The organism is Microbacterium sp. NPDC091662 (assembly GCF_044756705.1).
Taxonomy (GTDB): domain Bacteria; phylum Actinomycetota; class Actinomycetes; order Actinomycetales; family Microbacteriaceae; genus Microbacterium.
This window is the reverse complement of the sequence record NZ_JBIVTM010000001.1, coordinates 945,969-971,372: the sequence shown is the minus strand read 5'-3', so window position 1 is coordinate 971,372 and position 25,404 is coordinate 945,969. Positions and strand designations below refer to the sequence as shown.

Sequence of the window (25,404 nt, the reverse complement as noted above, 5' to 3'; positions counted from 1 at the left end):
CCGCTTCCGGAAGATCAGGAGGCGCGGCGGGCGCGAGCGGCGCGACGCTTCAGAGCGCGGCGTTCGTCTTCGGAGAGACCGCCCCAGACGCCCGAGTCCTGGCTGGTCTCCAGGGCGTACTGCAGGCAGATCTCGGTGACCGTGCAGGTGGCGCACACAGTCTTCGCCTTCTCGATCTGATCGACGGCCGGGCCGGTGTTCCCCACGGGGAAGAAAAGCTCGGGGTCGACAGTCAGGCAGGCGGCCTTATCGCGCCAGTCCATGGGGGCTCCTCGGTGTGGATTTCAAGAGATGTCGCGATGCGACCTCTCGGATTCGGGTAGTAGTTCGGGTTCCGCTACCCTGTTGAGATGCGGACGGAATGTCCGCGAATTGTGATGCGAGCGTGAAAGCTCGCCCCACGCCGCTGTGGGAGCACATGACTTTCTCTATTCTGTTACATGAAAACCGTGAAATCAAGGGTTTTCTCTTCTTTCGATCCTTGGGAGACATCGTGCGCGCACCCGGAATCGCTCTCGCGGCGGCGGCGGTCCTCGCCCTCGAAGCGGTGGCGCTGCTGGTGTTCGCGGTGATCGAACTCGCCGGCCTCGGGGCAGGCGATGCCGCCTCGCTGCCGACGGCCCTCGCGCTCATCGTGCTGACGCTGATCGGTGCAGCAGCCCTCGTCGCCTTCGCCGTAGGCACGCGTGTCGGGAAGTCGTGGGCGCGATCCGGGGGAGTGGTCTTCCAGGTGCTCGCCGTGGCTCTCGCACTGGCGTCCCTCACGCTGCAGCCGATCTCGTGGACATTCACCCTCGGAGTCGGGCTTCCCGGCCTGCTCGGGTTCGTGCTGCTGATCTCGAGCGCACGTCGTGAGGGCCCGCAGCGCGCTGCCGAGTGACCTCCGACGTCGGATTGACCTCGACGGCTCGGGCGCGGTTCAGGCGTCGATGCCCAGCTGCTTGCGCAGCCGTGCCACGTGGCCGGTGGCCTTGACGTTGTATTGCGCGAGGGCGATCTTCCCGTCTTCGTCGAGCACGAAGGTCGAGCGGATGACGCCCTCGATGAGCTTGCCGTAGTTCATCTTCTCGCCCCACGCGCCGTACGCGGTGTGCACGGCGTGGTCGGGGTCGCTCAGGAGCGGGAAGGTCAGCCCGTCGCGCTCGCGGAACTTCGTCAGCGTGGCGGGGTCGTCGCGCGAGATGCCGATCACGCGGTAGCCGGCGCCCTGGAGCGACGAGATGCTGTCGCGGAAGTCGCAGGCCTCGGTCGTGCACCCGGGGGTCATGGCGGCCGGGTAGAAGTACAGCACGGTCTTCTGCCCGCGCAGATCTTCCAGGCTGACGGTGTTCCCGTCCTGGTCGAGGAGGGAGAAGTCGGGAGCTGCGGTTCCTGGTTCGAGGCGCTGGGTCACGTGTCCAGCCTAACGGCCGGGCGCCTGCTCCGCCTTGTCTGCGAAGGTCTGCAGCAGCCGCTGCAGGGAATCGAGTCGCGCTCGACCGGTCTCGCCCAGTTCCCCGCTCTCCGTCGCTTCGATGAGGGCGCAGTCGGGGGCGTCGGCGAGGTGCGTGCAGCCGCGAGGGCAGTTCTCGGCGATCGCGGCGAGTTCGGTGAAGGCCGCCAGGATGTTCGCCGGATCGACGTGGCCGAGCCCGAACGAGCGCACCCCGGGGGTGTCGATCACCCATCCCGTCCCGCTGGCACCCTCGTAGCGCAGGGACACTGTCGACGACGAGGTGTGCCGCCCGCGTCCGGTGACCTGGTTCACGTGCCCCGTGGCGCGCAGCGCCGTCGGCACCAGCGCGTTGACGAGCGTGGACTTGCCGACTCCGGAGTGTCCGACGAAGACCGTGGAGTGTCCGACGAGCGCTTCGCCGATCTCGTCGACGGGCATCTGATCCTGTGCGCTGGTGAACACACGCAGGTCGAGACCGTCGAAGTGCGTGAGGAACTCGGTCGGATCCGCGATGTCGGTCTTGGTGACGACGAGGAGCGGGCGGATACCGGCGTCCAGCGCCGCGACGAGATAACGGTCGACGAGGCGGGCGCGGGGCTCGGGGTCGGCCGCCGCCACCACGACGAGCATCTGATCGGCGTTGGCGACGATCACGCGCTCGACCTGGTCGGTGTCGTCGGCGCTGCGCCGCAGCAGCGAGGTGCGGTCGACGATGCCGATGATGCGTGCGAGCGTGCCCTCGTCGCCCGAGGTGTCGCCGACCACCCGCGCCTGGTCGCCCGTGACGATCGGCATGCGCCGCAGCTCGCGCGCCCGCGTGGTGGTGATCATGCGCTCTTCGGGCGTGTCTTCGTCGAGGAGGACCGAGTACCTGCCCCGGTCGACGCCGAGCACGCGGCCTACCTGCGCATCCTCGTGCGCGGGGCGCCGTTTGGTGCGCGGGCGGTTCGCCTTCGGGTTGGGGCGGGTGCGGATGCTGCTCTCATCGAAGTCCTCGAAGTCGTCTTCGAGGTCGTCGGTGCCGTCGAGCCAGCTCATCGTCAGCCCCGCAGCATCCGCTCCCAGAGCATCGTGAACTCCGGGAGGGTCTTCGCGGTGGTGCCGATGTCGTCGATCTCGACACCCGGGACGCGCAGGCCGATGAGCGCTCCGGTGGTGGCCATGCGGTGATCGTGATGTGCGGCCCAGCTTCCGCCGCGGAGCGGGCGCGGGATGATGCGGAGCCCGTCCGGCAATTCCTCGGCCTCGCCGCCGAGCATGCGGAGGTTGCCGATCAGGGCGGCGATCCGATCCGTCTCGTGCAGCCGGATGTGTCCGATGCCGCGGATCGTGGTCGGAGACTCCGCGAAGGCTGCGAGACCGACCAGAGTCGGAGTGAGCTCGCTGGCGGCGGACAGGTCGAGATCGAGGCCGCGGATGCTGGAGCCCGCGCGCACGGTGAGCGTGCCACCGTGACGCCCGACATGCGCTCCCATGGCCTGCAGGATCTCGGGCAGCAGGGCACCCGGTTGGGTGGAGTGCGCGGGCCAGCCCGTGATCGACACCGATCCGCCGCTGACGAGTGCAGCGGCCAGGAACGGTGCGGCGTTGGAGAGATCGGGTTCGATCGCGATCTCCTTGGCGCGCGGCACTCCCGCCTCGACCAGCCATTCGCCGACCGCGGGGCGCTCGATGCGGATGCCGCGGCGGCTCAGGGCCTCGATCGTCATGTCGATGTGCGGAAGGCTCGGCAGGTGCTCGCCGGTGTGCACGAGGTGGAGGCCGACGTCGAAACGCGGAGCGGCGAGCAGGAGACCGGACACGAACTGGCTCGACGCGGAGGCGTCGATCTCGACGCGTCCGCCGCGGATGCGGCCGTGGCCGCGGATCGTGAAGGGAAGCGCCCAGGTGCCCTCGTCGTCGATGTCGACACCGAGGTCGCGCAGCGCGCTGATCAGGCCGCCCATCGGACGATGGAGGGCCGTCTCGTGCGCGGTCAGGTGCACGTCGTGCTCGGCGAGTCCGGCAAGCGGGGCGATGAAGCGCATCACGGTGCCGGCCTGACCGCAGTCGATCGTGGTGCCGCCGCTGAGCTTGGCAGGGGTGACGACGAGGTCGGGACCGAACTCGTGCCCGGCGTCCACTTCCTCGATGCCCACGCCGAGCGCACGCAGGGCATCGACCATGCGCGCGGAGTCGTCGGAATGCAACGGGGCGACCAGGCGGCCGGGGCCGTCGGCGATCGCGGCGATCATCAGCTCGCGGTTCGTCAGCGATTTGGAACCGGGGATCGTGAGCTCGGCGTGCACGGGCACGTCGGTCGTGGGCGCGGGATAGGCGCCCTGCACACGGGAGGGGGAATACCTGTCAGCGCTCATCGGTTCTCACCTTAGTAAACACAGGGAGCTTCGTCGCGAAAGACAGGCCTCCCGACCTGAAGGAGAGAGCATGCCGGCGACGCTGGAGCGCGAGCTGATCGACCTCAGCGGCCTAGACTGGCCGGTGATGGATGACACCGCAACCGCAGACACCGTCGGCGACCCTCGGCGCGAGTTCGAGGAGCAGGCGATCCCTTTCATGGATCAGCTCTACGCCGCCGCGATGCGCATGACGCGCAACCCCGCCGACGCCGCCGATCTGGTGCAGGAGACCTTCGTCAAGGCCTACGGGTCCTGGGCGACGTTCTCCCAGGGCACGAACCTCAAGGCGTGGCTGTATCGGATCCTCACGAACACCTACATCAACATCTACCGCAAGCGCCAGCGGGAGCCGTTCCAGGGCACGATCGACGAGCTCGAGGACTGGCAGCTGGGCGGAGCGGAGTCGACCACGGCGTCGCACAGCCGTTCGGCCGAGGCGGAGGCCATCGACCGCATGCCGGCGTCGGTCGTCAAGGACGCGCTGCAGGCCGTGCCGGAGGACTTCCGTCTCGCGGTCTATCTCGCGGATGTCGAGGGCTTCGCCTATCAGGAGATCGCCGACATCATGAAGACCCCCATCGGCACCGTGATGAGCCGCCTGCATCGTGGCAGGCGGATGCTCAGGGAGCTGCTGGCAGATTACGCCGCTGAGCGGGGCATCGCCGCGGCTGAGACGAGGAGCAAGAAATGAGCGACTGCGGCTGCGACAAAGCCCGTCAGGATCTGGAGGAGTACCTCCGCAACGAGGTGTGCAAGACCGAGCACACCGAGATCCGCGAGCATCTCGAGAACTGCCCGTCGTGCCGGGATGAGGCGCTCGTCGCCACCACCCTCACCGATGTGATCGCCCGCGCCTGCAAGGAGACGGCTCCCGAGGAGCTGCGTGATCAGGTGTTCGCCCGTCTGCGTGCCGTTCAGGCGACCCAGCACTGACCGCACATCGAAGCCCCTCGGTAGTGTGGATGGATGACCTCCATCGATGCGCGAGACGTACCCGCTGACACCACCTCGACGGAAAGACTGGCCGGATCGGGGCTCGAGTACCGAGTCGTCGATCTGAACGACGAGGCGAGCGCTTCCGCCTTCGCCCGCGCTGTCGACCGGGGTTTCCTCGGCTCTGACCCCAACACCGAGATGCTGGCTCAGGTGCGCAAGACGTTCGCCGAGCGGCGGAACATCGGCGTGTTCGAGAAGACACCGCCCGCGACCGCTCTGCCGGTGGCGACGATCAACGGCTGGGTGACCCCGCTCACGATCCCGGGTGGGGAGATCCCCATGTGGGCCATCAGCGTGGTCACGGTCTCGGCGACGCACCGGCGTCGCGGGATCGCCCGCGCGCTGCTCGAGGGCGAACTGCGCGCGGCAGCGTCCGCAGGCGTGCCCATCGCCGGGCTCACCGTGTCGGAGGCGACGATCTACGGGCGTTACGGCTTCGGTTCGGCGATCCCGGTCGCGCGCCACACGGTCGACACCCGCCGCGCGGGCTGGAGCGGGCCGACTCCGGCCGGCCGGCTCGAGTACATCGATCGCGAGACCCTCGCCGCCGACCTCGGCACGGTGCATGAGCGTGCACGGGGGCGGGCGTCTGGACAGATCCCCGGCTGGCAGGGCCGATGGGAGGGCTACGCGGGTGTCGCACCCACCCCGGATCGCGACCAGGCCCGTGGGGTGCGCTATCTCGACGAGGACGGCGTGCTGCGCGGTGTCATGGCCTACGCCGTCGGCGAGGCTGGAGGTACCTTCCGCTTCCGGATGGACGTGCGCCTGCTCGTCGCGGAGACCGACGATGCGCGCACGGCTCTCTGGCGGTTCGCGCTGCAGCACGATCTCGTCGACGAGGTGGTCGCCGACCTCCGCCCGATCGACGACCCGCTGCCGTGGCTGGTGCACGACACCCGCGGGGTGAAGCAGGAGGTGCACGATCATGGGTGGCTCCGCATCCTCGATCTGCCGACCGCTCTGACCGCCCGTCGCTATTCCGCACCGATCGACACGGTCCTTCGCGTGGAGGACTCCCTGGGCTTCGCGAGCGGAGACTGGCGTCTGCGCGTCGATGACGCCGGTGTCGCGACGGTGGAGGCGGCGACGGGAGGTTCTGCGATCGACCTCACGCTCGACATCTCGACGCTCTCCGCGCTGTACGCCGGAGGAATCCGCGCGTCGTCTCTGCACGGTGCCGGACGCATCACGGCCGAGTCTGCGGCGGTCGAGGCATTCGACCGCGCTTTCGTCGCCTTCCCGGCGCCTTCGCTCGACATCTGGTACTGAGTCGGAGGGCGAAAGAGAAGGGGCGCCACGACCGGAGTCGCGGCGCCCCTTCTCATCTGAGGGTCAGCCGAGGGTGACCGCCGCGCGGATGAGTTCGGCCTGCTCGGCTGCGTGGACCTTCGACGACCCGGTGGCGGGCGACGCGGAAGCCGGGCGCGAGACCGGACGGAACGAACGGTCTCCGGGGACATCGGCGAACGCGAGTGCCAGGAACGGCCAGGCACCCTGGTTCTCCGGCTCCTCCTGCACCCACACCAGCTCAGCGTTCGGGTAGGAATCGGTGATGGCCTTGAGCTCGTCGATCGGCGTCGGGTACAGCTGCTCGAGCCGGACGAGGGCGACCTCGGGGTTCGGGTTCTTGTCGAGCTCGGCCCGCAGATCCCAGTGCACCTTGCCCGAGTGCACGAGCACGCGCTTCACGGCGGCGCGGTCGAGTCCGCGGTCGTCATCGATGACCGGCTCGAACCGACCGTGCGTGAATGCCTCGACCGGGCTCGTCGCACCGCGCAGACGCAGCATCGCCTTCGGGGTGAAGACGATCAGCGGCTTGCGCGGACGAGCGTAGGCCTGGCGGCGCAGCAGGTGGAAGTACGAGGCTGGTGTCGACGGGCGGGACACGATCATGTTGTCCTGCGCGCACATCTGCAGGAAGCGCTCGATGCGTGCAGAGGAGTGGTCCGGTCCCTGGCCCTCGTAGCCGTGGGGGAGGAGCAGGGTCACGCTGGACTGCTGACCCCACTTCTGCTCTGCGGCGGAGATGTACTCGTCGATGACCGACTGGGCGCCGTTGACGAAGTCGCCGAACTGCGCCTCCCAGAGCACGAGGGCCTCGGGGGCCTCCACGGAGTAGCCGTACTCGAACCCGAGGGCGGCGTACTCGCTGAGCAGCGAGTCGTAGACGAAGAAGCGCCCCTGCGAGTCGGAGAGGTTCGACAGCGGCAACCATTCCTGGCCGTTCGCGCGGTCGTGCAGGGTCGCGTGGCGCTGCACGAACGTGCCACGCCGCGCATCCTGACCGGCGAGTCGCACCGGCGTCCCCTCCACCAGCAACGAGCCGAACGCGAGCAGTTCGCCGAAGCCCCAGTCGATGCCGCCGTTGCGGCTCATGTCGAGGCGCTTCTCCAGCAGCTGCTGGATCTTCGGGTGCACCGTGAAGCCTTCGGGCTTGTTCACGAAGGCGTCGCCGATCATCTGGATGACCTCGCTCGGTACACCGGTGACCTCCGGGGCGCCGACCTGGTCGTCGACGGGCGGCAGCTCCGGGGCGACCGGCAGCGCGCCGGTCTCGGCGGCGTGCGTCTCGGCGAAAGCGATCTCCAGACGGTTCTGGAAGTCGGCCTTGGCCTCGTCGTACTCCTGCTCGGTGATGTCGCCACGGCCGACGAGCGACTCGGTGTACAGGCGGCGGACGGAGCGCTTGGCCTGGATGAGGTCGGTCATCAGAGGCTGCGTCATCGAGGGGTCGTCGCCCTCGTTGTGACCGCGACGGCGGTAGCAGACGAGGTCGATCACGACATCGCGGTGGAAGCGCTCGCGATACTCGAACGCGAGCTGCGCGACGTGGATGACGGCCTCGGGGTCGTCGCCGTTCACATGGAACACCGGCGCCTGGATCGTCTTGGCGACGTCGGTCGAGTAGATCGAGGTGCGACCGTCGTTCGGTGTCGTGGTGAATCCGACCTGGTTGTTCACGACCACGTGGATCGTGCCGCCGGTGCGGTACCCGCGCAGCTGAGACATCTGCAGCGTCTCGACCACGACGCCCTGACCGGCGAAGGCCGCGTCGCCGTGCACGAGGATCGGCAGCCAGGCGAAGGTGCCGATCGGCTTGCGGTCCTGCTTGGCGCGGACGATGCCTTCCAGCACGCCGTCGACCGTCTCGAGGTGCGAGGGGTTGGCGGCGAGGTACACCGGGAGCTCGGAGTCGTCGTCGGCGACGAAGGTGCCCTCGGTGCCGAGGTGGTACTTCACGTCACCGGATCCGCGCTGGTTGCCCGGCGTCTGGGTGCCCTCGAACTCGCGGAACACCTGACCGTAGGTCTTGCCCGCGATGTTGGTGAGCACGTTCAGGCGGCCGCGGTGGGCCATGCCGATCGCCGCGCCCTCGAGCCCGGCGGTCGCCGCGCCCTGCAGGATCTCGTCGAGCAGCGGGATCAGCGATTCGCCGCCCTCGAGCGAGAAGCGCTTCTGACCGACGAACTTGGTCTGCAGGAAGGTCTCGAAGGCCTCGGCCTCGTTGAGCTTGCGGAGAACCCGCAGCTGCTCGTCGTGACCGGGCTTCTGGTACTTGACCTCGACCTTCTCCTGGAACCAGCGACGCTGCTCCGGGTCCTGGATGTGCATGTACTCGATGCCGAGCGTGCGGCAGTACGAGTCACGGAGCACTCCGAGGATGTCGCGGAGCTTCGCGATGCGCCGACCGCCGAAGCCGCCGGTGACGAACTCACGGTCGAGGTCCCAGAACGTGAGGCCGTGGCTCTCGATCTCGAGGTCGGGGTGCGAGCGCTGCACGTACTCGAGCGGGTCGATGTCGGCCATCAGGTGGCCGCGCACGCGGAACGAGTTGATGAGTTCCTGCACACGGGACTGCTTGTCGACGCGCTCGGCGAGGTCGACGGCGATGTCGGGGTTCCACCGGATCGGCGCGTAGGGGATGCGCAGGGCCGCGAAGATGTCGTCGTAGAACCCGCGCTGGCCGATGAGCAGCTCGTGGACCTTCTTGAGGAACTCTCCGGAGCCGGCGCCCTGGATGACGCGGTGGTCGTACGTGCTGGTCAGTGTGATCGTCTTGCCGATCGCGAGTTCGTTGAGCGTCTTCTCGCTCGCGCCCTGGAACTCGGCAGGGTACTCGAGGGCGCCGGCGCCGATGATGCAGCCCTGGCCCTTCATCAGACGCGGCACGGAGTGCACGGTGCCGATGCCGCCCGGATTGGTCAGCGAGACCGTGGTGCCCTGGAAGTCGCCGGCGGTCAGCTTGTTGCCGCGGGCGCGCGTGACCAGATCTTCGTACGCCGAGAGGTACTCGGTGAAGGTCAGCGTGTCGGCGCGCTTGATGCTGGGCACCATGAGGGCGCGCGTACCGTCGGGCTTGGGCAGGTCGATCGCGATGCCGAGGTTGACGTGCGCCGGCGCGACGACGGAGGGCTTGCCGTCGACTTCGGCATAGAACACGTTCTGGCTGCGGAACTCGTCCAGAGTGCGGATGAGCGCCCAGCCGATGAGGTGGGTGAAGCTGATCTTGCCGCCGCGGGTACGCGCCATGTGGTTGTTGATGACGATGCGGTTGTCGATCATCAGCTTCGCCGGCACCGTGCGCACGCTGGTTGCGGTCGGAACGGTGAGCGACTCGTCCATGTTCGCGGCGAGGGTCTTGGGCAGACCGCGCAGCGGCGTGACCTTGTCCTCGTCAACGGGGGCCGGGGCCTGCGTGGACTCGGACTTCGCCGCCGGCTTCGGGGCCTGTGCCGGGATCGGAGCGGCGGCAGCGGGCTTGGCCGTCGTGCGGGCCACCGGCTGCGAGCCGATCACGGGGATCGGCGCCGTGACGGGATGAGCCGTCGGCGCCTGTGCCTCGGGCGCTGCCGCGGGGGCGGCCGATGCCGTCTCGGAGTGGTACTTCTCCAGGATGGGCCACCACTCCTTGTCGACGGAGTCGCGGTTCACCTTGAACTGCTCGTAGAGCTCTTCAACGAGCCAGGAATTGGCTCCGAACCCCCCGTCGCCGTTGACGCCGGTCACCTGGTTCGACACTCTCGATCGCCCTCTTTCATCGCTGAAGCTCTCTGGTGCGGACGTCGACGCAGGATGCGTTCGGGCCCGCACACTCTCGACCAACAAGCCTAACGTGTTTCGCTAGGGGAATCGTCGAAGCCGAGCACCCACCGCGTCGCGATCTGGGTACCGTGGAAGCATGAAGTTCTCTGGAGCGCAGCCGACCGTCGATCTGACCTACTCCGACGTCTTCCTGGTGCCGCGCCGATCTGCGATCACCAGCCGTCTCCAGGTCGACCTCGCCCCGCAGGACGGCACCCCGGCGACACTGCCGCTCGTCGCCGCGAACATGAACTCGGTGACCGGGCCGCGCATCGCCGCCGTGCTCGCGCGGCGTGGCGCCCTCGGCGTGCTGCCACAGGATCTGCCGCTGCAGGATCTCGACGCCGCCATCCGTGAGGTCAAGGCGCAGCCCGTGCTCTGGGACACGCCGATCGTGCTGCCCCCCGAAGCCTCGGCGGCCGATGCGCTCCGTCTGCTTCCGGCGACCAGCGGTCACGGGATCGTCGTCGCGCGCGGTGCGGCGCCGGTCGATGTCGAGCACATCCTCGGGATCCTCCCCGCGACCAGGCTGGCCACGGCCCTCCCCGATGCGCAGCTCGGCGACCTCGTGCACCGCGGTACGCCCTCGATCGATGCGGACGACATCGGCTCGGAAAGGCACGCGTTCGACGTGATCACCGACGCGGGCGTTGAGATGGTGACGGTCGTGCATCACGGACACCTCGTCGGTACGCTGAGCGCCCGCAGCGCGCTGCGTTCGACGCTCTATCGTCCGGCGGTCGATTCCGACGGGCGTCTCGCCGTCGCCGCCGCCGTCGGCATCAACGGCGACGTCGCGGCGAAGGCCAAGGCTCTCGCCGCCGCGGGTGTCGACGTCCTGGTCGTCGACACGGCCCACGGTCACCAGGAGGGGATGCTGCGGGCTCTGCGGGCCGTCGCCGAACTCGATCTCGGCCTCCCCGTCGTCGCGGGCAACATCGTCACGGCCGACGGCGTGGCGGATCTGGTCGACGCGGGTGCCTCGATCCTCAAGGTCGGTGTCGGGCCCGGTGCGATGTGCACCACCCGCATGATGACGGCGGTCGGCCGCCCGCAGTTCTCCGCCGTGCTCGAGACCGCGCAGGCGGCGCGCGAGCTCGGCGCACATGTCTGGGCCGACGGCGGGGTGCGCTACCCGCGCGATGTGGCCCTCGCTCTCGCCGCCGGCGCCGCCTCCGTCATGGTCGGATCCTGGTTCGCCGGCACCATCGAGGCACCGGGGGAGCTGCAGCGCGACGCCGAGGGGCGTCTGTTCAAGGAGTCGTGGGGTATGGCGTCGACCAAGGCGGTCCAGGCGCGCTTCGGCCGTCTCGACGCCTACGAACGTGCCCGTAAGGAGCTGTTCGCCGAGGGCATCTCCTCATCGAAGATCTATCTCGACCCGCTCCGCCCCGGGATCGAGGACCTTCTCGACATGATCACCTCCGGTGTGCGCTCCTCGTTCACCTACGCCGGTGCCTCATCGGTGCCGGAGTTCCACGACCGGGCCGTGGTGGGTCTGCAGTCGGCGGCCGGCTACGAAGAGGGCAAGGCGCTGCCGGTCAGCTGGTGACTGCGAGCGCACTCCCCGTCGGCTTCGGTACAATCGTCGGCATAATGGACGACCCTCCCAGTTGTAGAACATCGCCCCACTGTCCGCCTCTCTCCCCGGAGAGGAACCTCTGATGGACTACATCATGTTGGGCGTGGGGCTCCTGCTCACGGTCGGCACCGGCCTCTTCGTGGCGAGCGAGTTCGCATTGGTGAACCTCGATCGCGCCGAACTCGAGGCCAGGCAGGCACGCGGCGAATCGCGGCTCTCGCTCACGATCAGCGCTCTCAGGCACACGTCGACGCATCTCTCCGCGGCGCAGCTCGGCATCACGCTCACGACGCTGCTCACCGGTTACACGATGGAGCCGGCGCTGTCGAACCTCCTGCGCCCGACCCTCATCGCCTGGAACCTCCCTGAAGCGGCCGTCGCGCCGATCGCGACCATCGTGGCGATGCTGGTGGCGACGGTGCTCTCGATGATCCTCGGCGAACTCGTCCCCAAGAACTTCGCCCTCGCTCTGCCGCTGGCCACCGCGAAGCTCGTGATCCCGTTCCAGATCGCGTTCACGACCGTCTTCAAACCCGCCGTCGTGGTCCTCAACGGCAGTGCGAACGGCGTGCTGCGCGGCATGGGGATCGAGCCGAAGGAAGAGCTGTCGGGAGCCCGCAGCGCCGAGGAGCTGTCGTCGCTCGTGCGACGGTCGGCCAACGCGGGCCTGCTGGAGGCCGACACCGCCTCGCTGCTCGACCGCACCCTCATGTTCTCCCGGCTCACAGCGGCCGACGTGATGACCGCCCGACCGAGCATGCACGCGATCGCCGCCGGCGATTCCGTGGACGACGTCATCCAGCTCGCGCGGCGCACGGGCCACAGCCGTTTCCCGGTGTATGACGACGACCTCGACGACATCATGGGCGTCGTGCACCTGAAAGCCGCCATCTCGGTTCCGCGCGATCGCCGGACCGAGGTGCCGGTCGGAGCTCTCGCGACGGAGCCGCTCCGCGTTCCGGAGACCGTGCACGTCGACGCGCTGATCGCGGAACTGCGTGCACGCGGGTATCAACTCGCGATCGTCGTGGACGAGTACGGCGGGACGGCAGGACTCGTGACCCTGGAAGACCTCGTAGAGGAACTGGTCGGCGAGGTCGCCGATGAGCACGATCGCACGCGAGCGGGAGTCATCCGCAATCGGGAGGGCGTCACGTTCCCCGGCGAGCTTCGACCCGATGAGCTGCGTCGTCGTGCCGGTGTGGAGGTGCCGGAGGGCGATGTGTACGACACGGTCGGCGGCTACGTCATGAGCGTGCTCGAGCGCGTGCCATCGGTCGGCGACGAGGTTCCGCTCGACAGCGGCGTGCTGCAGGTGGTCCGTATGGACGGGCGACGCGTGGATCGGGTGCGCTACGTTCCGAGACCGCTCGATGGCGATGAGGAGGTGACCCGATGAGCGATTGGGGAGGACTCGCCTGGCTCGTCGTGCTCCTGGTCGCGAACGCCTTCTTCGTCGGCGCCGAGTTCGCTGTGATCTCGGCCAGGCGTTCGCAGATCGAGCCCCGTGCCGACCAGGGGTCGCGCGCCGCCAAGACGGCCCTGTATGCGATGGAGCACGCGACGCTGATGCTCGCGACGTCGCAGCTGGGCATCACGATCTGCTCGCTGCTCATCCTGAACGTGTCCGAACCGGCGATCCACCACCTGCTCTCCGTGCCGCTGCACGCGCTCGGCTGGCCGGATGGGGCGGTCGACGCCGTCTCGTTCACGATCGCCCTGTTGATCGTGTCGTTCCTGCACGTGGTGTTCGGCGAGATGGTGCCGAAGAACCTCGCGTTCTCGGTGCCGGATCGGGCCGTGCTGATCCTCGCTCCGCCGCTGGTGTGGGTGTCGAAGGTCTTCATGCCGGTGATCTGGGTGCTCAATGCGGCGGCCAACGGCGTGCTGCGCCTGTTCCGGGTGGAGCCGAAGAACGAGGCCGCGTCGACGTTCACGCTCGACGAGGTCGCGACCATCGTCAGCCAGTCTCGTCGCGAGGGTGTGCTCATGGACACCGCGGGAACGGTCGCTGCGGCGGTCGAGTTCACTGACAAGAAGGCACGGGACGTCGCCGTGCCGTTGAGCGATCTGGTGACGCTGCCGCAGTCGACCACCCCGGACGATATCGAGAAGGCGGTCGCCCGCTACGGGTTCTCGCGCTATGTGATCGTCGACGACGAGTCCGTGCCGATCGGATATGTGCACCTGAAGGACATCCTTCGCGCCTCCGAGGGCCCGGACGCGGAAGTCAAGATGATCGAGCCGGTTCCGGCCAAGCGCATCCACCACATGGTCCCGGTGCAGGAGGACACGGACCTCGAGGACGCGCTCGCGGTCATGCGCCGTGCAGGTCGGCATCTGGCGAAGGTGCGCGACGCGCAGGGGAACACCACCGCCGTGCTGTTCCTCGAGGACATCCTTGAGGAGTTGGTCGGAGAGGTGCAGGACGCTACTCGTCGCTTCCGCGGACGCTGAGCGTCGATCGGACAGACGAAGGCCGTCGAACCCTCCGCGGGTCGGCGGCCTTCGTCTGTGTGGAGGGCGCCCGCGCGACGACGCTCAGCGCAGGCGGGCGCGCTCGTACTGCGGCGGCCAGACGATGTCCGCGTCGAGCTCGTGAGCGGCGCGGAGGGCGAAATGCGGGTCGCGCAGCCATTCCCGCCCGGCGAAGATCGCATCTGCGGCACCCTCCACGAGCACTCGCTCGGCCTGGGCCGCCGCGGTGATGAGACCGACCGCCGCTACCGGGATCCTGCCACCCTGACGCACGGTCTCTGCGAGCGGTACCTGATACCCGGGGAAGACACTGATCCGCTGGTGCGCGACGAGGCCGCCGCTCGAGACGTCGATCAGGTCCGCACCCCGCTGCGCGGCCCAGTCGCCGACGATCGCCGCTTCGTCGGGCGTGAAGCCGCCGTCGGCGTGGTCGGTGGCGGAGATCCGGACGAACAGCGGCACGTCGGCGCCGGCGGCGGCGCGGACGGCGTCGACAACGCGCAACAGCAGCCGGGCACGATTCTCGAGCGAGCCGCCGTATTCGTCCTCGCGCAGGTTCGACAGCGGGGACAGGAACTGGTGCAGGAGGTAGCCGTGCGCCCCGTGTACCTCCAGCACGTCGAAGCCGGCGTCGATCGCGCGCCGGGCCGCGGCCGCGAACGCCTCGACCACACGGTCGATCCCGGCGAGGTCGAGCGACACCGGCTCGTCGAAGCCGTCGAAGGCGATGGCCGACGGCGCGGACGTCGTCCACCCGCCTTCGGCCGCCGGCACCGATCCTCGGTCGGGAGCCCACGGCCACCACGTCGAGGCCTTGCGGCCGGCGTGGGCCAGTTGGATGCCGGCCGAGGCTCCGCGGTCATGGATCGCCCGCACGATCGGGGTGAGGGCGTCGCGCTGCTCGTCGTTCCAGAGCCCCACGTCACGCGGAGAGATGCGTCCCTCGGGCACCACGGCCGTGGCCTCGGCGATGATGAGTCCGGCGCCACCGGACGCGAACTGGACGAGGTGGGTGTGATGCCACTCCTGAACCACCCCATCCACGGCGCTGTACATGCACATCGGCGAGACCCAGAGGCGGTTGCGGAAGTCGACGGAACGGATGCGCAGCGGGGAGAAGAGAAGACTCACCGTTCGACGGTACCGCCGCCCGGGTGCGGAGCGGGCCGTCGCACTAACGTGGAGTCATGGTCGAGGTGCACGAGTGGACACGCGGCGACACCGCGCGGTTGTTCCGTGCCCCCACCGCAGATGACGACAAGTACGCCCGTGGGGTGGTGGCGCTGCGCACCGGATCGCCCGCCTATCCCGGCGCCGCGGTACTCGGTGTCGAGGCTGCGTGGCGGGCCGGAGCGGGATTCGTCCGATACGTGGGGGCGGAGCGGGTCGCCGATGCCGTGCTCGCTCGACGCCCGGAGACCGTCGCCGGGGTGGACGCGGGGCGTTCGCGGGTCGATGCCTGGGTGATCGGCTCGGGGACGGACCCTGGGCATCGCAGCGACGCGGAATCCGGCGCGCTGCGGGAGATCCTCTGCGGCACCGCTGCCGTGGTGATCGACGCCGGAGCGTTGGACCTCGTGGAAGGGACGACGGCGCCGTTCGTCGTGACACCGCACGCGCGGGAGTTCGCCCGGCTTCAGGAGAACCTCGGCGTGTCCTCGACCGAGGAGGATCGCGTGCAGGCCGCGCGGCACATGGCGGACACGCTCGGGGGTACCGTGCTGCTCAAGGGGGCGCGCACGCTGATCGCGGCAGCGGACGGGGCAGTCATCGCCGTCGATGCGGGGACCGGCTGGTTGGCGACGGCCGGGACGGGCGATGTCCTCGCCGGGGCGCTGGGTGCGGTGCTCGCGGCGAATCCCGGACGCCCGATCGCCGAGGTCGCCGCGGCCGGAGCATGGGTGCACGGACACGCCGGCCGCATCGCCGCCGGAGTGCGCGACGGCGGGACGGGACATCCGATCGTCGCGATGGATGTCGCCGAGGCCCTTCCGCTCGCGATCGCGGACGTCCTGGCGTGAGTCGCGCGTCGATGACCCGGGTGGTCGCGCTGTGGAGCGTCTTCCTCGTCGTGCACGCGCTCACCGCGTGGCTCGGCTGGGTGTACCCCAGTCAGCCCATGGGCGACGTCGTCCTCGTGTACGAGCCCTGGGCGTCCTCTGCACTCGGTGGGGGACCGATCGTCGGTGTCACCGAGACGTGGGTCTACCCTCAACTCGCCCTCGTACCGATGCTCGCCGCCGCCGCGCTCTCCACGCCGCTCGTGCCGCTGCTCGGAGTGTCCAGCGCGTATCTGGTGGGATGGGCGTTCCTGGTGGTCATCCTCGATGCCGTCGCCTTCGGTGTGCTCGTCGGGCGCTCACCCTCGCACGCACGCCGTGTCGCGGCCTGGTTCTGGTGCGGTGCACTGTTGCTCCTCGGACCGATCGCGCTCTACCGCATCGATGCGATCACCGTCCCGATCGCCGTGATCGGCGGGCTCTGGCTCGTGTCGCGGCCTGCTGTCGGCGCCGCGCTCCTCACGATCGGGGCATGGATCAAGATCTGGCCCGGTGCACTCGTGCTGGCCGCCGTCATCGCACTCCGGGCGCGCCTGCGGGTGCTGATCGCCGCCGCCGTCGTCAGTGCCGGGGTCGTCGCAACGCTGTTCCTGCTCGGAGCGGACACCGAGATCCTCGGCTTCCTGACCGAGCAGACCGGACGGGGACTGCAGATCGAAGCCGTGGCCGCAACGCCCTTCCTGTGGCTCGCGGTCGCCGGAGCCGCCCGCATCGAGTACAGCTTCGAGATCCTGACGTTCCAGATCACCGCGCCAGGGGTCGATGCCGTCACCGCCGCCCTCACTCCGCTCATGGCGATCTCCGTGGCGGCGGTCACCGTGCTGGGTGCGCTCAAGGCGGTGCGCGGTGCGACCTTCCCGCGATTGTTCCCTCCGCTCGCGCTCACACTGGTGGCGCTGCTGATCGTCACCAACAAGGTCGGTTCGCCGCAGTTCCAGACCTGGCTGATCGCTCCGGTGATCCTCTGGCTCGTGCTCGATCGGGTCAGGGCACGCCTTCCCGCCGTCGTCGTCCTCGCGCTCTGCGTGCTGACCTGCCTCGTCTATCCGATCGGCTATGACGCGTTGCTGCGCGCCGATGCCCTCGCGGTCGCCGTCCTCACGGTGCGCAACATCCTTCTCGTCGTCCTGCTCGTCCTGGGCACCCGCGCGCTCGTGCGCGTGCCCGTCCGTCATCCGAACACCCAGGAGTGAACCATGCTGATCGCCTTCTCCGTCGCCCCGAGCGGCACCCCCGTCGAAGGGGAGGAGCGCACCGACGCCTCCGTGCACGACGCCGTGGCCGCTGCCGTGCGCGTGGTTCGCGAGTCGGGGCTGCCGCATCGCACCACGAGCATGTTCACCGAGATCGAGGGTCCCGACTGGGACACGGTCATGGAAGTGGTGAAGCGTGCGACCGAAGCCGTGATGCCGTTCGGGTCGCGTGTCTCCCTCGTGCTCAAGGCCGACATCCGACCCGGGTACTCCGGAGAACTGGACGCGAAGATCCAGCGGCTGGAAGCAGCCATCGACGGGGCAGCGGTCGAGGGGTCCGGTGACTGATCGCCGTTCGTCCGTGTCGATCGCTCTTCGGCCGGCGCTGGCGGAAGATGCCGAGTGGATCGCGGAGCTGCGGGCCGACGTCCTTCGTGTCGACCTGGAGCGGCTGGGTCGCTACGACGATATCCGTGTCCGGCAGCGGTTCCGGGATGCCTTCGATCCCATGCAGACCTGGATCATCGTCGTGGACGCCACCGATGTCGGCTCGATCGCCATCCGGTCGGAGGGCGAGTCCCGTTGGCTGGAACACTTCTACATCGCGACATCGCATCAGGGACGCGGTGTCGGCGGCCGAGTGCTGGGGATGGTGCTCGATGACGCCAGCTCGTATCGACTCAACGTGCTCCACGGCAGCCCGGCACGCGGGCTCTACGAACGCCATGGTTTCGTCGTCGACACGCAGGACGAGGTGGATGTCTTCATGAGACGCGACCGCAGAGGGCGGACGGGTCCGAGACGGACGGGCGAGGGGACCGACGGCCGCTAAGATGGTCCGGTGAATCCCTCGACTGAATCGAGGGGTGCGGCGAAGTGGGCGCTCCTCTCTCTCGCCATCGGCAGCTTCGGCATCGGCATGACCGAGTTCGTGGTCATGGGCCTGTTGCCCAACATCGCCGCCGATCTGTTGCCTTCGCTATGGGCGACCAGCCAGGAAGACGCGCTGAGCCAAGCCGGTTGGCTGATCTCGCTGTACGCGCTCGGCGTGGTGGTGGGCGCTCCGACCATCGCCGGCTTCGTCGCGCGCTACCCGCGGCATCGGGTGATGATCGTGCTTGCCCTCGCGCTGACGGTGTTCAACGCCCTCACGGTGGTGCTGCCCACGTTCGAGCTCGTCGCCGCGTCCCGCTTCCTTGCCGGACTCCCGCACGGCGCCTACTTCGGCATCGGTGCGCTCGTGGCGGCCGATGTGATGGGGCCGGGCAACCGTGCCAAGGGCGTGGCGTTCATCCTCACCGGTCTCACCGTCGCCAACGTCGTGGGTGTGCCGCTGGGTACCTTCCTCGGGCAGCAGTGGGGCTGGCGCTCCGCGTTCGCGGTCGTGGCGCTCGTCTTCGCTCTCGCCACACTCTGCATCGCCCTCTTCGTCCCGGAGCATCCGGGAGATCCGGGACGCACGATGCGGCAGGAGCTGCGAGTGTTCCGCATCCCGCAGGTGTGGTTCACCCTGGGCGTCGGCGCGATCGGCTTCGGCGGGTTCTTCGCCGTCTACAGCTACATCGCCCCGCTGGTGACCGAGGTCTCCGGTTCCCCGGAATGGGTGGTGCCGATCGTCCTCGTGCTCATGGGGCTCGGCATGACGGCGGGAAACCTCGTCGGCGGTCACCTCGCCGACATCGATCTGCGCCGCACGCTGCTCTTCGGGCTCGCCGCCATGGCCGTGGTCTTCGCGCTGCTGGCGTTCCTGTCGTTCTGGATCGTCAGCCTGGCCGCGGTGGTGCTGGTGGTCGGGTTCGTGTCCTCCGTGCTGAGCCCGACGATCCAGACCCGACTCATGGACGTGGCGGGCGACAACCAGTCGATCGCCGCAGCCATGAACCACTCGGCGCTCAACATCGGCAACAGCCTGGGTGCGTTCCTCGGCGGCGTCGTGATCGCCGCGGGCTGGGGGTTCACGGCACCGGCATGGACCGGTGCCGCGCTCGCTGTGGCCGGTCTGCTGATCGCGCTGCTCTCGTACCGCGTCGAAGGACGTCGCCCGGCGGCAGCGGAGCTCGTCGCCTCGTAGTTTCGCCGCGGTCGGTCCGGTCGTAGAGTGACGGGGTGAGTGCCGCCAAGCTGTCCCTGCCCGTCGCCGGCACTGCTGTGCTGCTGCGCGCGTCGCACCCCGCCTTCGAGGTGCTGCTGATGCGTCGACCCGATCGCGGGTCGTTCGCGGGTGCATGGGTCTTCCCCGGGGGCAAGGTCGAACCGGGCGACGTCCACGACGGCGACGACGAGTCCGAGAACGCGCGCCGTGCCGCGATCAGGGAGACGCGCGAGGAGGTGGGCCTCGCTGTCGACGACCTCGTGGTGCTCTCCGAGTGGCAGCCGCCGGTGGAGGCCCCCACGCGTATCCGCACCTGGTTCTTCCTCGCCGAGGCGCCGGACGGAGAGCCTTCGCCCGCTGTCGACGAGGTCGCGGAGATCGCCTGGGTGCGGGCGGCGGAGGCGCTCGCGCGGCACGGGGCAGGCGAGTGGACGCTGTACCCGCCGACGTGGATCACGCTCCACCAGCTCTCTGCGTTCAGCGACGTGGAATCGGCCCTGTCATCGGGCGGTGCGGCGCAGCTGTTCCAGACCCGGGTGCTCGAGTCCGACGCCGGGCGTGCCTTCGCCTGGGAGCAGGGACGCCTCGAGGCGGGCGCGCTGCCCTGGCGGTTCGTCGAGGCCTGAGCGATCGGGCTCAGCTGTCGAGCAGACGTCGCAGGTTCGAGCCCACCGCCTCGGTCTCGATCAGGAAGCCGTCGTGCCCGAAGTCACTCGCGATGACCACGGCTTCGTCGTCGATGACATTCGGGATGCTGCGGGCGATGCGCTGCTGTCCGTCGACGGGGAAGAGGCGATCGCTGTCGATGCCGAGCACCAGCGTGGTGGCGGTGACGCCGTGCAGCGCCTCTTCGACGCCCCCTCGTCCACGGCCGACGTCGTGCGAGTTCATGGCCTCGACGAGCGTGATGTAGCTGTTCGCGTCGAAGCGGCGCGTGAACTTGTTGCCGTGGAAGTCGAGGTACGATTCCACGGCGAAGCGACCGCCGTGCCCGAGCGGCGACACGTCGGACTGCCACGACCGCTGGAAGCGCTGATTGAGCTCGATCGGGCTGCGGTAGTTCAGCAGCGCCATTCGTCGGGCCAGGGCGAGGCCGCGGTGCGGGCCGTCCCCGTCACCGAGATCGTAATACTCGCCGCCCTGGAACCGCGGATCCATCCGGATGGTCTCCAACTGCACGGTGTTGAGCGCGATCTGGTCGGCGGTGGTCACCGGGGGAGATGAGAGCACGGCGAGGCGTTGCACGCGCTCGGGATGTGTGGCCGCCCACTCCAGCGCATGCATCCCGCCCATGGAACCGCCGATGACAGCGGCCCAGCTCTCGATGCCGAGGGCATCCGCCAGGCGGACCTGGGCGGCGACCTGGTCACGGATCGTGAGGTACGGGAAACGGGAGGCCCACTCGTAGCCGTCGGGGGCGACGCTCGCGGGGCCCGTCGAGCCCTGGCAGCCGCCCAGCATGTTCGGGGCGATCACGAACCAGCGGTCCGTGTCGAGCGGAGCTCCCGGGCCCGTGATGTCCTCCCACCAGCCCGCGGTGGGGTGCCCGGATCCCGCTGCGCCGCGGACATGGCTGTCCCCGGTGAGCGCGTGCAGCACCAGAACGGCGTTGTCCCGTGCCGTGTTCAGTTCCCCCCAGGACTCGTAGGCGATGCGGATGCCCGGGAGCTCGGCACCGCTCTCGGTGGAGAATGCGCCGAAGGCGGCGAAGCGTCGACCGCCCACCGGGTCTCCGTCACGCCATGCGCCGGTCGCCGGCGGGCGGGCACGGAGCAGCCGGACGTCGGCCTCCGTCACGGGCGCCGAGGGCACCGTGTCCTCGGAGGTCGTCTGCCAGTCCATGCTTCCATTCTCGCCTGGTACGTCGTCCGTCGGTGGCAGGTTACGACCCCGATGTCCGTCCGGCTCTCCCGACCGCGCGGATCGGAGCGTCCTCGCCCGTTCCCTCGGGGAGGCGACGATGGAGATGTCCGCGTCCGCCGGCCCGGGTCAGCGCACGCGGGTCACCGTGGCGAGATGATCGCTGTTCCCTGCCCTCACCGTGCCGGACGCGACGACATCGAGTCCGCGGACGAAGACCTGGTCGATGCGCACGAGGGGGAAGGAGACGGGCCACGTGAGCCCGAGGGTCCCGTCCGTCGGACGCACCCAGTCCGCCTCCGCGCGCAGGGCAGCCAGGCTCGGGTCGGTCGACGGTGCGTTGAAGTCGCCGACGGCGATGAGGGATTCCGCGGGATCGGAGGCGACCTGAGCCGCGAGGCCGCTCAGCATCGTGTCGCGGTCCTGCTGGTGTCCTGGCCGCACCGAAGCCGCGTGCATCACGTACACGGCGACCGGAGCAGACGGTGCCTGCACATCGACGCGGAGAGCGCGCTTCCAGCTGAGTCCGAGCGTGAGGGGCTCGGCGTTCGTGAGGGGATACCTGCTCCAGATGCCGACGGTTCCGACCGTGTAGGAGTGCGGGTACTGCCCGGCGAGGGCGTTCTGCGCCGCGGTGAGGCTGTCTCCATCGAGCTCCACGAGGGCGATCACGTCGGCGCCGCTCTGCGCGAGCTCGGTTGCGGAGGCGGCAGCCCCGCCGGATCGCGCCCGCACGTTCTGACTCACGACCGTCAGTTCCGAGGCCGAGGCCGAGGCCGACTCCGATCCCGTCTGACCGGGAAAGGTCGGAAGGGCCGGTGCCACCGCGAGGATCCACAGGAGTGCGGGGACAAGGATCACGACGACCACTCGTCGCGCGAGGAACAGCGCAGCGATCAGCAGGGCGAGAAGCACGAGACCGAGCCAGGGAAGGGCGGCCGCAACCGCGGTGCCGACGATCCCGGGGATCCAGCCGCAGGCGATGACGAGAAGCAGCGCGACGCCGGCGGCGGCGAGCCAGCGCGCGCGGGTGGTCGTCACGCGTCGGACGCTCGTTGGTCGGTGTTCGACGTCGATCATGCTCTCCTCACGGCGGTACTCCATTGTCGACGTCGCCGCCTGTGGGTCGGCCGGGTGAGTGGTCGTCACCGGCACGCGAAGATGCCCCGGAGCGCGGGCTCCGGGGCATCTCGTGGGGTGCGGGTCAGGCGCGAGCGGCCTCCGACACGGCGCGGGCCGCGGCGAGAGCCTGCTCGAGGTCGGCCTTGAGATCGTCGACGTTCTCGATGCCGACGGAGAGGCGGACCAGGCCAGGGGTCACACCGGCGGTGAGCTGCTGCTCCGGCGTCAGCTGCGCGTGCGTGGTCGAGGCGGGGTGGATGACGAGCGAGCGCACGTCGCCGATGTTGGCGAGGTGGCTGAACAGCGAGAGGCTGTTCACGAACTCGCGACCGGCCTCGACGCCGCCCTTGAGCTCGAACGACAGCACGGCGCCGACGCCCTTGGGCGCGTACTCGTTCGCCTTGGCGTACCAGGGCGAGGAGGGCAGACCCGAGTAGTTGACGGTCGCGACGTCATCGCGGCTGTCGAGCCACTCGGCGATCTCCTGGGCGTTCTGCACGTGGCGCTCGATGCGCAGCGACAGCGTCTCGACGCCCTGGATGAGGTTCCAGGCGCTCTGCGGGGCGATAGCGGATCCGAGGTCGCGCAGCAGCTGCACACGGGCTTTGATGATGTACGCGAGCGGGTCGCCGACCGCGGCGGTGTAGCTGGCGCCGTGGTACGAGGGGTCCGGCACTGTGAGGCCGGGGAACTTGTCGACGTTCTTCGACCACTCGAACGTGCCGCCGTCGATGATGACGCCGCCGATCGTTGTGCCGTGACCCCCGAGGAACTTCGTGACCGAGTGCACGACGATGTCGGCGCCGAACTCGAACGGGCGGATCAGGTACGGGGTGGCGATCGTGTTGTCGACGATCAGCGGGACGCCGTTCTCGTGCGCGACGTCGGCGACGGTACGGATGTCGAGGATGTTGATCTGCGGGTTGCCGATCGTCTCAGCGAAGAACAGCTTCGTGTTCGGACGGACTGCACGACGCCACTCTTCGGGGTCGTCCTGGTTCTCGACGAACGTGACCTCGATGCCGAGCTTGGCCAGCGTGTACTTGAAGAGGTTGTAGGTGCCGCCGTAGATCGAGCTCGACGCCACGAAGTGGTCGCCGGCCTGTGCGATGTTCAGGACGGCGAAGGTCGATGCCGCCTGGCCGCTCGCGAGGACGAGCGCTCCGGTGCCGCCTTCGAGTGCGGCGAGGCGCTGCTCGAGCACGTCCTGCGTCGGGTTCTGGATGCGGGTGTAGATGTTGCCGAACTCCGCGAGGGCGAAGAGGTTGGCCGCATGGTCCGCGCTGTCGAACACGTACGAGGTGGTCTGGTAGATCGGCGTTGCGCGCGCCTTGGTGACCGGGTCGGGAGCAGCGCCCGAGTGGATCTGCTTGGTCTCGAAGCGCCAGGACTCGGGTGCGGACATGTGATTCCCCCAGGAGTGGTCGGAAGGTCGTGTGGCGGATGCCGTTGCAGCGAGAGTACGGAATCTCGGTGCGTGTCAACAACAGAAGGGAAATGTGACGTAACAGACAGGAGGCCCGGAATCATGCGGCGGAGCGATCCACGACAGCCCCGTGGGGGAGTCCGCATTCCGCGGAGAACGCCGTACGGTGGAGGCATGGTGAACAGACGTGCAGTGGTGACAGGTGCGAGTTCGGGCATCGGCGCAGCGGCGGTGCGTGCGCTCCGCGTCCGGGGATGGGACGTCGTGGGGGTGGCGCGACGCGAGGACCGGCTGTCGGCGCTCGCCGCGGAGACCGGAGCCTCGGCCATCGCCTGCGACCTCACGGATGCCTCCGCCGTCGAGGCGCTCGTGAGCGAACTCGAGAGGTCGGGACCCGTGCACGCTCTCGTGCAGGTCGCCGGAGGCGCCCGAGGCACCGATCGCGTCGAGGACGCCTCGGCGGACGACTGGCAGTGGATGTTCGACGCGAACGTGCTGGCGAGCCAGCGCCTGGTCGCGGGGCTGCTCCCGCTGCTGCGCCGTGCCGCAGCGGTGGACGGTCACGCGGACACGATCTTCGTCACCTCCACGGCCGCGCAGACCGCATACGCGGGCGGTGCGGGCTACAACGCGGCGAAGGCTGCGGAGTCGATGCTGGTGAAGGTGCTCCGTCAAGAGCTCAACGGCGAGCCGATCCGCGTGGTCGAGGTGGCGCCGGGCATGGTGCACACCGAAGAGTTCACACTCAACCGTCTCGGGGGTGACTCCGTCGCAGCCGAGGCCGTGTACGCGGGTGTCGACGCTCCGCTCCTGGCCGACGACGTGGCCGATGTGATCGCGTACGCGCTGGAGTCTCCCGGACACGTGAACCTCGATCAGATCACGATGCGGCCGGTCGCGCAGTCCGCACAGCACCTGCTCGCCCGCGGCCCGCTGCGGGTGCGCTCGATCGACTGACGATGGGGCAGACTCTCGCAGAGCTCGCCGAGGACGGGCGGATCGACGCCGGCTGGGCCGAGGCGCTGGCTCCGGTCCAGGACACGATCACCTCCCTGGGGAAGCGGCTCCGCGAGGAGCAGGAGGCGGGGCGCGGGTACCTGCCGGCGGGCCCGAACGTGCTCAGGGCCTTCCAGCGGCCGCTGTCCGATGTGCGCGTCCTGATAACCGGGCAGGATCCGTACCCCACCCCCGGTCATCCCATCGGACTGTCGTTCGCCGTCGATCGCGACGTGCGCCCGCTGCCTCGCAGCCTCTCGAACATCTACAAGGAGCGCGAGAGCGACCTGGGCATCCCGCCCGCACCGCACGGCGACCTGACGGCGTGGAGCGATCAGGGCGTCCTCCTGCTCAACCGTGTGCTCACCGTGCGTCCTGGCGAGGCGGCCTCTCATCGCGGTTGGGGGTGGGAGGAGGTCACAGAGCTCGCGATCCGTGCACTCGTCGCCCGTGAACAGCCGCTCGTCGCGGTCCTCTGGGGCAAGGATGCGGCCGGCCTGCAGCCCCTCCTCGGGGAGACACCCGTGATCTCTTCGGCTCATCCGTCTCCACTCTCGGCTCGCCGCGGCTTCTTCGGGTCACGTCCGTTCTCCCGGGCGAACGCGCTGCTCGAGGAACGGGGGGCCGAGCCCGTGGACTGGCGGGTGGAAGGCGAAGCCTCTCCCTCTCTAAGCTGAGCG

General features: G+C 69.0%; 24 protein-coding genes. 15 read left to right on the top strand and 9 right to left on the bottom strand.

The window, feature by feature from the left end; genetic code table 11:
• Positions 1-14 precede the first annotated feature (14 nt).
• Positions 15-263 carry a WhiB family transcriptional regulator gene (locus ACIQLD_RS04700; protein WP_017203224.1) on the bottom strand — a complete coding sequence of 83 codons (249 nt, stop codon included), beginning with the start codon at positions 261-263 and terminating at the stop codon, positions 15-17.
• 230 nt (positions 264-493) lie between these two features.
• Here ACIQLD_RS04700 and ACIQLD_RS04695 point away from each other — a divergent pair, with 230 nt between their 5' ends.
• Positions 494-880, top strand: a complete 387-nt coding sequence (locus ACIQLD_RS04695; RefSeq protein WP_402605613.1) for a hypothetical protein — start codon at positions 494-496, stop codon at positions 878-880.
• A gap of 39 nt (positions 881-919) precedes the next feature.
• Here ACIQLD_RS04695 and bcp read toward each other — a convergent pair whose 3' ends face one another.
• Genes bcp through aroA form a run of 3 tightly spaced genes read right to left on the bottom strand, consistent with a single transcriptional unit; the run spans position 920 to position 3,792 of the window.
• Positions 920-1,393, bottom strand: a complete 474-nt coding sequence (bcp, locus tag ACIQLD_RS04690; RefSeq protein ID WP_402605611.1) for a thioredoxin-dependent thiol peroxidase — start codon at positions 1,391-1,393, stop codon at positions 920-922.
• A 9-nt stretch (positions 1,394-1,402) separates the two neighbouring features.
• The gene (gene rsgA, locus ACIQLD_RS04685; protein ID WP_402605609.1) at positions 1,403-2,473 is read right to left on the bottom strand and encodes a ribosome small subunit-dependent GTPase A; all 1,071 of its coding nucleotides are present in this window, start codon (positions 2,471-2,473) and stop codon (positions 1,403-1,405) included.
• Between the two features lie 2 nt (positions 2,474-2,475).
• Positions 2,476-3,792, bottom strand: a complete 1,317-nt coding sequence (gene aroA, locus ACIQLD_RS04680; protein ID WP_402605607.1) for a 3-phosphoshikimate 1-carboxyvinyltransferase — start codon at positions 3,790-3,792, stop codon at positions 2,476-2,478.
• A 70-nt stretch (positions 3,793-3,862) separates the two neighbouring features.
• Here aroA and ACIQLD_RS04675 point away from each other — a divergent pair, with 70 nt between their 5' ends.
• Genes ACIQLD_RS04675 through ACIQLD_RS04665 form a run of 3 tightly spaced genes read left to right on the top strand, consistent with a single transcriptional unit; the run spans position 3,863 to position 6,102 of the window.
• Positions 3,863-4,525: a sigma-70 family RNA polymerase sigma factor gene (locus ACIQLD_RS04675; RefSeq protein WP_402605605.1), complete on the top strand. Its 663-nt coding sequence runs from the start codon at positions 3,863-3,865 to the stop codon at positions 4,523-4,525.
• Positions 4,522-4,767, top strand: coding sequence for a zf-HC2 domain-containing protein (locus ACIQLD_RS04670; RefSeq protein ID WP_021199864.1), 246 nt, complete (start codon positions 4,522-4,524; stop codon positions 4,765-4,767). The genes ACIQLD_RS04675 and ACIQLD_RS04670 overlap by 4 nt, the downstream gene beginning before the upstream one ends.
• A 33-nt stretch (positions 4,768-4,800) precedes the next feature.
• Positions 4,801-6,102 (top strand): GNAT family N-acetyltransferase, encoded by a 1,302-nt coding sequence (locus ACIQLD_RS04665; RefSeq protein WP_402605603.1) that lies wholly within the window; start codon positions 4,801-4,803, stop codon positions 6,100-6,102.
• A gap of 63 nt (positions 6,103-6,165) precedes the next feature.
• Here ACIQLD_RS04665 and ACIQLD_RS04660 read toward each other — a convergent pair whose 3' ends face one another.
• The gene (locus tag ACIQLD_RS04660; protein ID WP_402605600.1) at positions 6,166-9,852 is read right to left on the bottom strand and encodes a multifunctional oxoglutarate decarboxylase/oxoglutarate dehydrogenase thiamine pyrophosphate-binding subunit/dihydrolipoyllysine-residue succinyltransferase subunit; all 3,687 of its coding nucleotides are present in this window, start codon (positions 9,850-9,852) and stop codon (positions 6,166-6,168) included.
• Positions 9,853-10,012: 160 nt separating this feature from the next.
• Between ACIQLD_RS04660 and ACIQLD_RS04655 the strand changes: the two genes are divergently transcribed.
• The 3 genes from ACIQLD_RS04655 (at position 10,013) to ACIQLD_RS04645 (ending at position 13,954) form a co-directional block, all read left to right on the top strand.
• Entirely contained in the window at positions 10,013-11,467 is a 1,455-nt protein-coding gene (locus tag ACIQLD_RS04655; protein WP_402605598.1) for a GuaB1 family IMP dehydrogenase-related protein, read from the top strand.
• 112 nt (positions 11,468-11,579) lie between these two features.
• Complete coding sequence (locus ACIQLD_RS04650) at positions 11,580-12,896, top strand: hemolysin family protein (RefSeq protein WP_402605596.1); 1,317 nt, start codon at positions 11,580-11,582, stop codon at positions 12,894-12,896.
• Positions 12,893-13,954: a hemolysin family protein gene (locus ACIQLD_RS04645; RefSeq protein WP_402605593.1), complete on the top strand. Its 1,062-nt coding sequence runs from the start codon at positions 12,893-12,895 to the stop codon at positions 13,952-13,954. Before ACIQLD_RS04650 ends, ACIQLD_RS04645 begins: the two co-directional genes overlap by 4 nt.
• Positions 13,955-14,038: 84 nt before the next feature.
• Here the strand turns inward: ACIQLD_RS04645 and ACIQLD_RS04640 are convergent, their stop codons facing one another.
• The gene (locus tag ACIQLD_RS04640; RefSeq protein WP_402605590.1) at positions 14,039-15,106 is read right to left on the bottom strand and encodes an NADH:flavin oxidoreductase/NADH oxidase; all 1,068 of its coding nucleotides are present in this window, start codon (positions 15,104-15,106) and stop codon (positions 14,039-14,041) included.
• A gap of 56 nt (positions 15,107-15,162) precedes the next feature.
• Between ACIQLD_RS04640 and ACIQLD_RS04635 the strand changes: the two genes are divergently transcribed.
• From ACIQLD_RS04635 to ACIQLD_RS04610, 6 genes are read left to right on the top strand one after another with little or no spacing between them, the layout of a single operon-like run.
• Complete coding sequence (locus ACIQLD_RS04635) at positions 15,163-15,996, top strand: NAD(P)H-hydrate dehydratase (protein WP_402605588.1); 834 nt, start codon at positions 15,163-15,165, stop codon at positions 15,994-15,996.
• A gap of 11 nt (positions 15,997-16,007) precedes the next feature.
• Positions 16,008-17,228: a hypothetical protein gene (locus ACIQLD_RS04630; protein ID WP_402605585.1), complete on the top strand. Its 1,221-nt coding sequence runs from the start codon at positions 16,008-16,010 to the stop codon at positions 17,226-17,228.
• A gap of 3 nt (positions 17,229-17,231) precedes the next feature.
• Positions 17,232-17,576 carry an MTH1187 family thiamine-binding protein gene (locus tag ACIQLD_RS04625; RefSeq protein ID WP_402605583.1) on the top strand — a complete coding sequence of 115 codons (345 nt, stop codon included), beginning with the start codon at positions 17,232-17,234 and terminating at the stop codon, positions 17,574-17,576.
• Positions 17,569-18,060, top strand: a complete 492-nt coding sequence (locus ACIQLD_RS04620) for a GNAT family N-acetyltransferase (RefSeq protein WP_402605581.1) — start codon at positions 17,569-17,571, stop codon at positions 18,058-18,060. The genes ACIQLD_RS04625 and ACIQLD_RS04620 overlap by 8 nt, the downstream gene beginning before the upstream one ends.
• A gap of 9 nt (positions 18,061-18,069) precedes the next feature.
• Entirely contained in the window at positions 18,070-19,299 is a 1,230-nt protein-coding gene (locus ACIQLD_RS04615; protein WP_292766396.1) for an MFS transporter, read from the top strand.
• 35 nt (positions 19,300-19,334) lie between these two features.
• Positions 19,335-19,946, top strand: coding sequence for an NUDIX hydrolase (locus ACIQLD_RS04610; RefSeq protein WP_402605578.1), 612 nt, complete (start codon positions 19,335-19,337; stop codon positions 19,944-19,946).
• 10 nt (positions 19,947-19,956) lie between these two features.
• On the opposite strand, the gene ACIQLD_RS04605 is transcribed toward ACIQLD_RS04610, so the two are convergent.
• The 3 genes from ACIQLD_RS04605 to ACIQLD_RS04595 all read right to left on the bottom strand — a co-directional run bounded on the left by ACIQLD_RS04605 (position 19,957) and on the right by ACIQLD_RS04595 (position 23,707).
• A complete protein-coding gene (locus ACIQLD_RS04605) occupies positions 19,957-21,162 on the bottom strand; it encodes a homoserine O-acetyltransferase (protein ID WP_402605576.1) in 1,206 nt (401 codons plus the stop codon).
• A 147-nt stretch (positions 21,163-21,309) separates the two neighbouring features.
• Entirely contained in the window at positions 21,310-22,221 is a 912-nt protein-coding gene (locus ACIQLD_RS04600) for an endonuclease/exonuclease/phosphatase family protein (RefSeq protein WP_402605573.1), read from the bottom strand.
• A 163-nt stretch (positions 22,222-22,384) separates the two neighbouring features.
• A complete protein-coding gene (locus ACIQLD_RS04595; protein WP_387183702.1) occupies positions 22,385-23,707 on the bottom strand; it encodes a bifunctional o-acetylhomoserine/o-acetylserine sulfhydrylase in 1,323 nt (440 codons plus the stop codon).
• A gap of 195 nt (positions 23,708-23,902) precedes the next feature.
• Here ACIQLD_RS04595 and ACIQLD_RS04590 point away from each other — a divergent pair, with 195 nt between their 5' ends.
• Both ACIQLD_RS04590 and ACIQLD_RS04585 read left to right on the top strand, forming a co-directional pair.
• On the top strand, positions 23,903-24,685 hold the full coding sequence (locus tag ACIQLD_RS04590; protein WP_402605570.1) for an SDR family oxidoreductase: 783 nt from the start codon (positions 23,903-23,905) through the stop codon (positions 24,683-24,685).
• A gap of 2 nt (positions 24,686-24,687) precedes the next feature.
• Positions 24,688-25,401 (top strand): uracil-DNA glycosylase, encoded by a 714-nt coding sequence (locus tag ACIQLD_RS04585; protein WP_402605568.1) that lies wholly within the window; start codon positions 24,688-24,690, stop codon positions 25,399-25,401.
• Positions 25,402-25,404 lie beyond the last annotated feature (3 nt).

Coding starts and splice junctions, on each gene's coding strand:
- ACIQLD_RS04700 (WP_017203224.1), bottom strand. CDS start 263: ATGGACTGGCGCGATAAGGCCGCCTGCCTGACTGTCGACCCCGAGCTT.
- rsgA (WP_402605609.1), bottom strand. CDS start 2,473: ATGAGCTGGCTCGACGGCACCGACGACCTCGAAGACGACTTCGAGGAC.
- aroA (WP_402605607.1), bottom strand. CDS start 3,792: ATGAGCGCTGACAGGTATTCCCCCTCCCGTGTGCAGGGCGCCTATCCC.
- ACIQLD_RS04675 (WP_402605605.1), top strand. CDS start 3,863: ATGCCGGCGACGCTGGAGCGCGAGCTGATCGACCTCAGCGGCCTAGAC.
- ACIQLD_RS04670 (WP_021199864.1), top strand. CDS start 4,522: ATGAGCGACTGCGGCTGCGACAAAGCCCGTCAGGATCTGGAGGAGTAC.
- ACIQLD_RS04665 (WP_402605603.1), top strand. CDS start 4,801: ATGACCTCCATCGATGCGCGAGACGTACCCGCTGACACCACCTCGACG.
- ACIQLD_RS04655 (WP_402605598.1), top strand. CDS start 10,013: ATGAAGTTCTCTGGAGCGCAGCCGACCGTCGATCTGACCTACTCCGAC.
- ACIQLD_RS04650 (WP_402605596.1), top strand. CDS start 11,580: ATGGACTACATCATGTTGGGCGTGGGGCTCCTGCTCACGGTCGGCACC.
- ACIQLD_RS04645 (WP_402605593.1), top strand. CDS start 12,893: ATGAGCGATTGGGGAGGACTCGCCTGGCTCGTCGTGCTCCTGGTCGCG.
- ACIQLD_RS04635 (WP_402605588.1), top strand. CDS start 15,163: ATGGTCGAGGTGCACGAGTGGACACGCGGCGACACCGCGCGGTTGTTC.
- ACIQLD_RS04630 (WP_402605585.1), top strand. CDS start 16,008: ATGACCCGGGTGGTCGCGCTGTGGAGCGTCTTCCTCGTCGTGCACGCG.
- ACIQLD_RS04625 (WP_402605583.1), top strand. CDS start 17,232: ATGCTGATCGCCTTCTCCGTCGCCCCGAGCGGCACCCCCGTCGAAGGG.
- ACIQLD_RS04605 (WP_402605576.1), bottom strand. CDS start 21,162: ATGGACTGGCAGACGACCTCCGAGGACACGGTGCCCTCGGCGCCCGTG.
- ACIQLD_RS04595 (WP_387183702.1), bottom strand. CDS start 23,707: ATGTCCGCACCCGAGTCCTGGCGCTTCGAGACCAAGCAGATCCACTCG.
- ACIQLD_RS04590 (WP_402605570.1), top strand. CDS start 23,903: ATGGTGAACAGACGTGCAGTGGTGACAGGTGCGAGTTCGGGCATCGGC.
- ACIQLD_RS04585 (WP_402605568.1), top strand. CDS start 24,688: ATGGGGCAGACTCTCGCAGAGCTCGCCGAGGACGGGCGGATCGACGCC.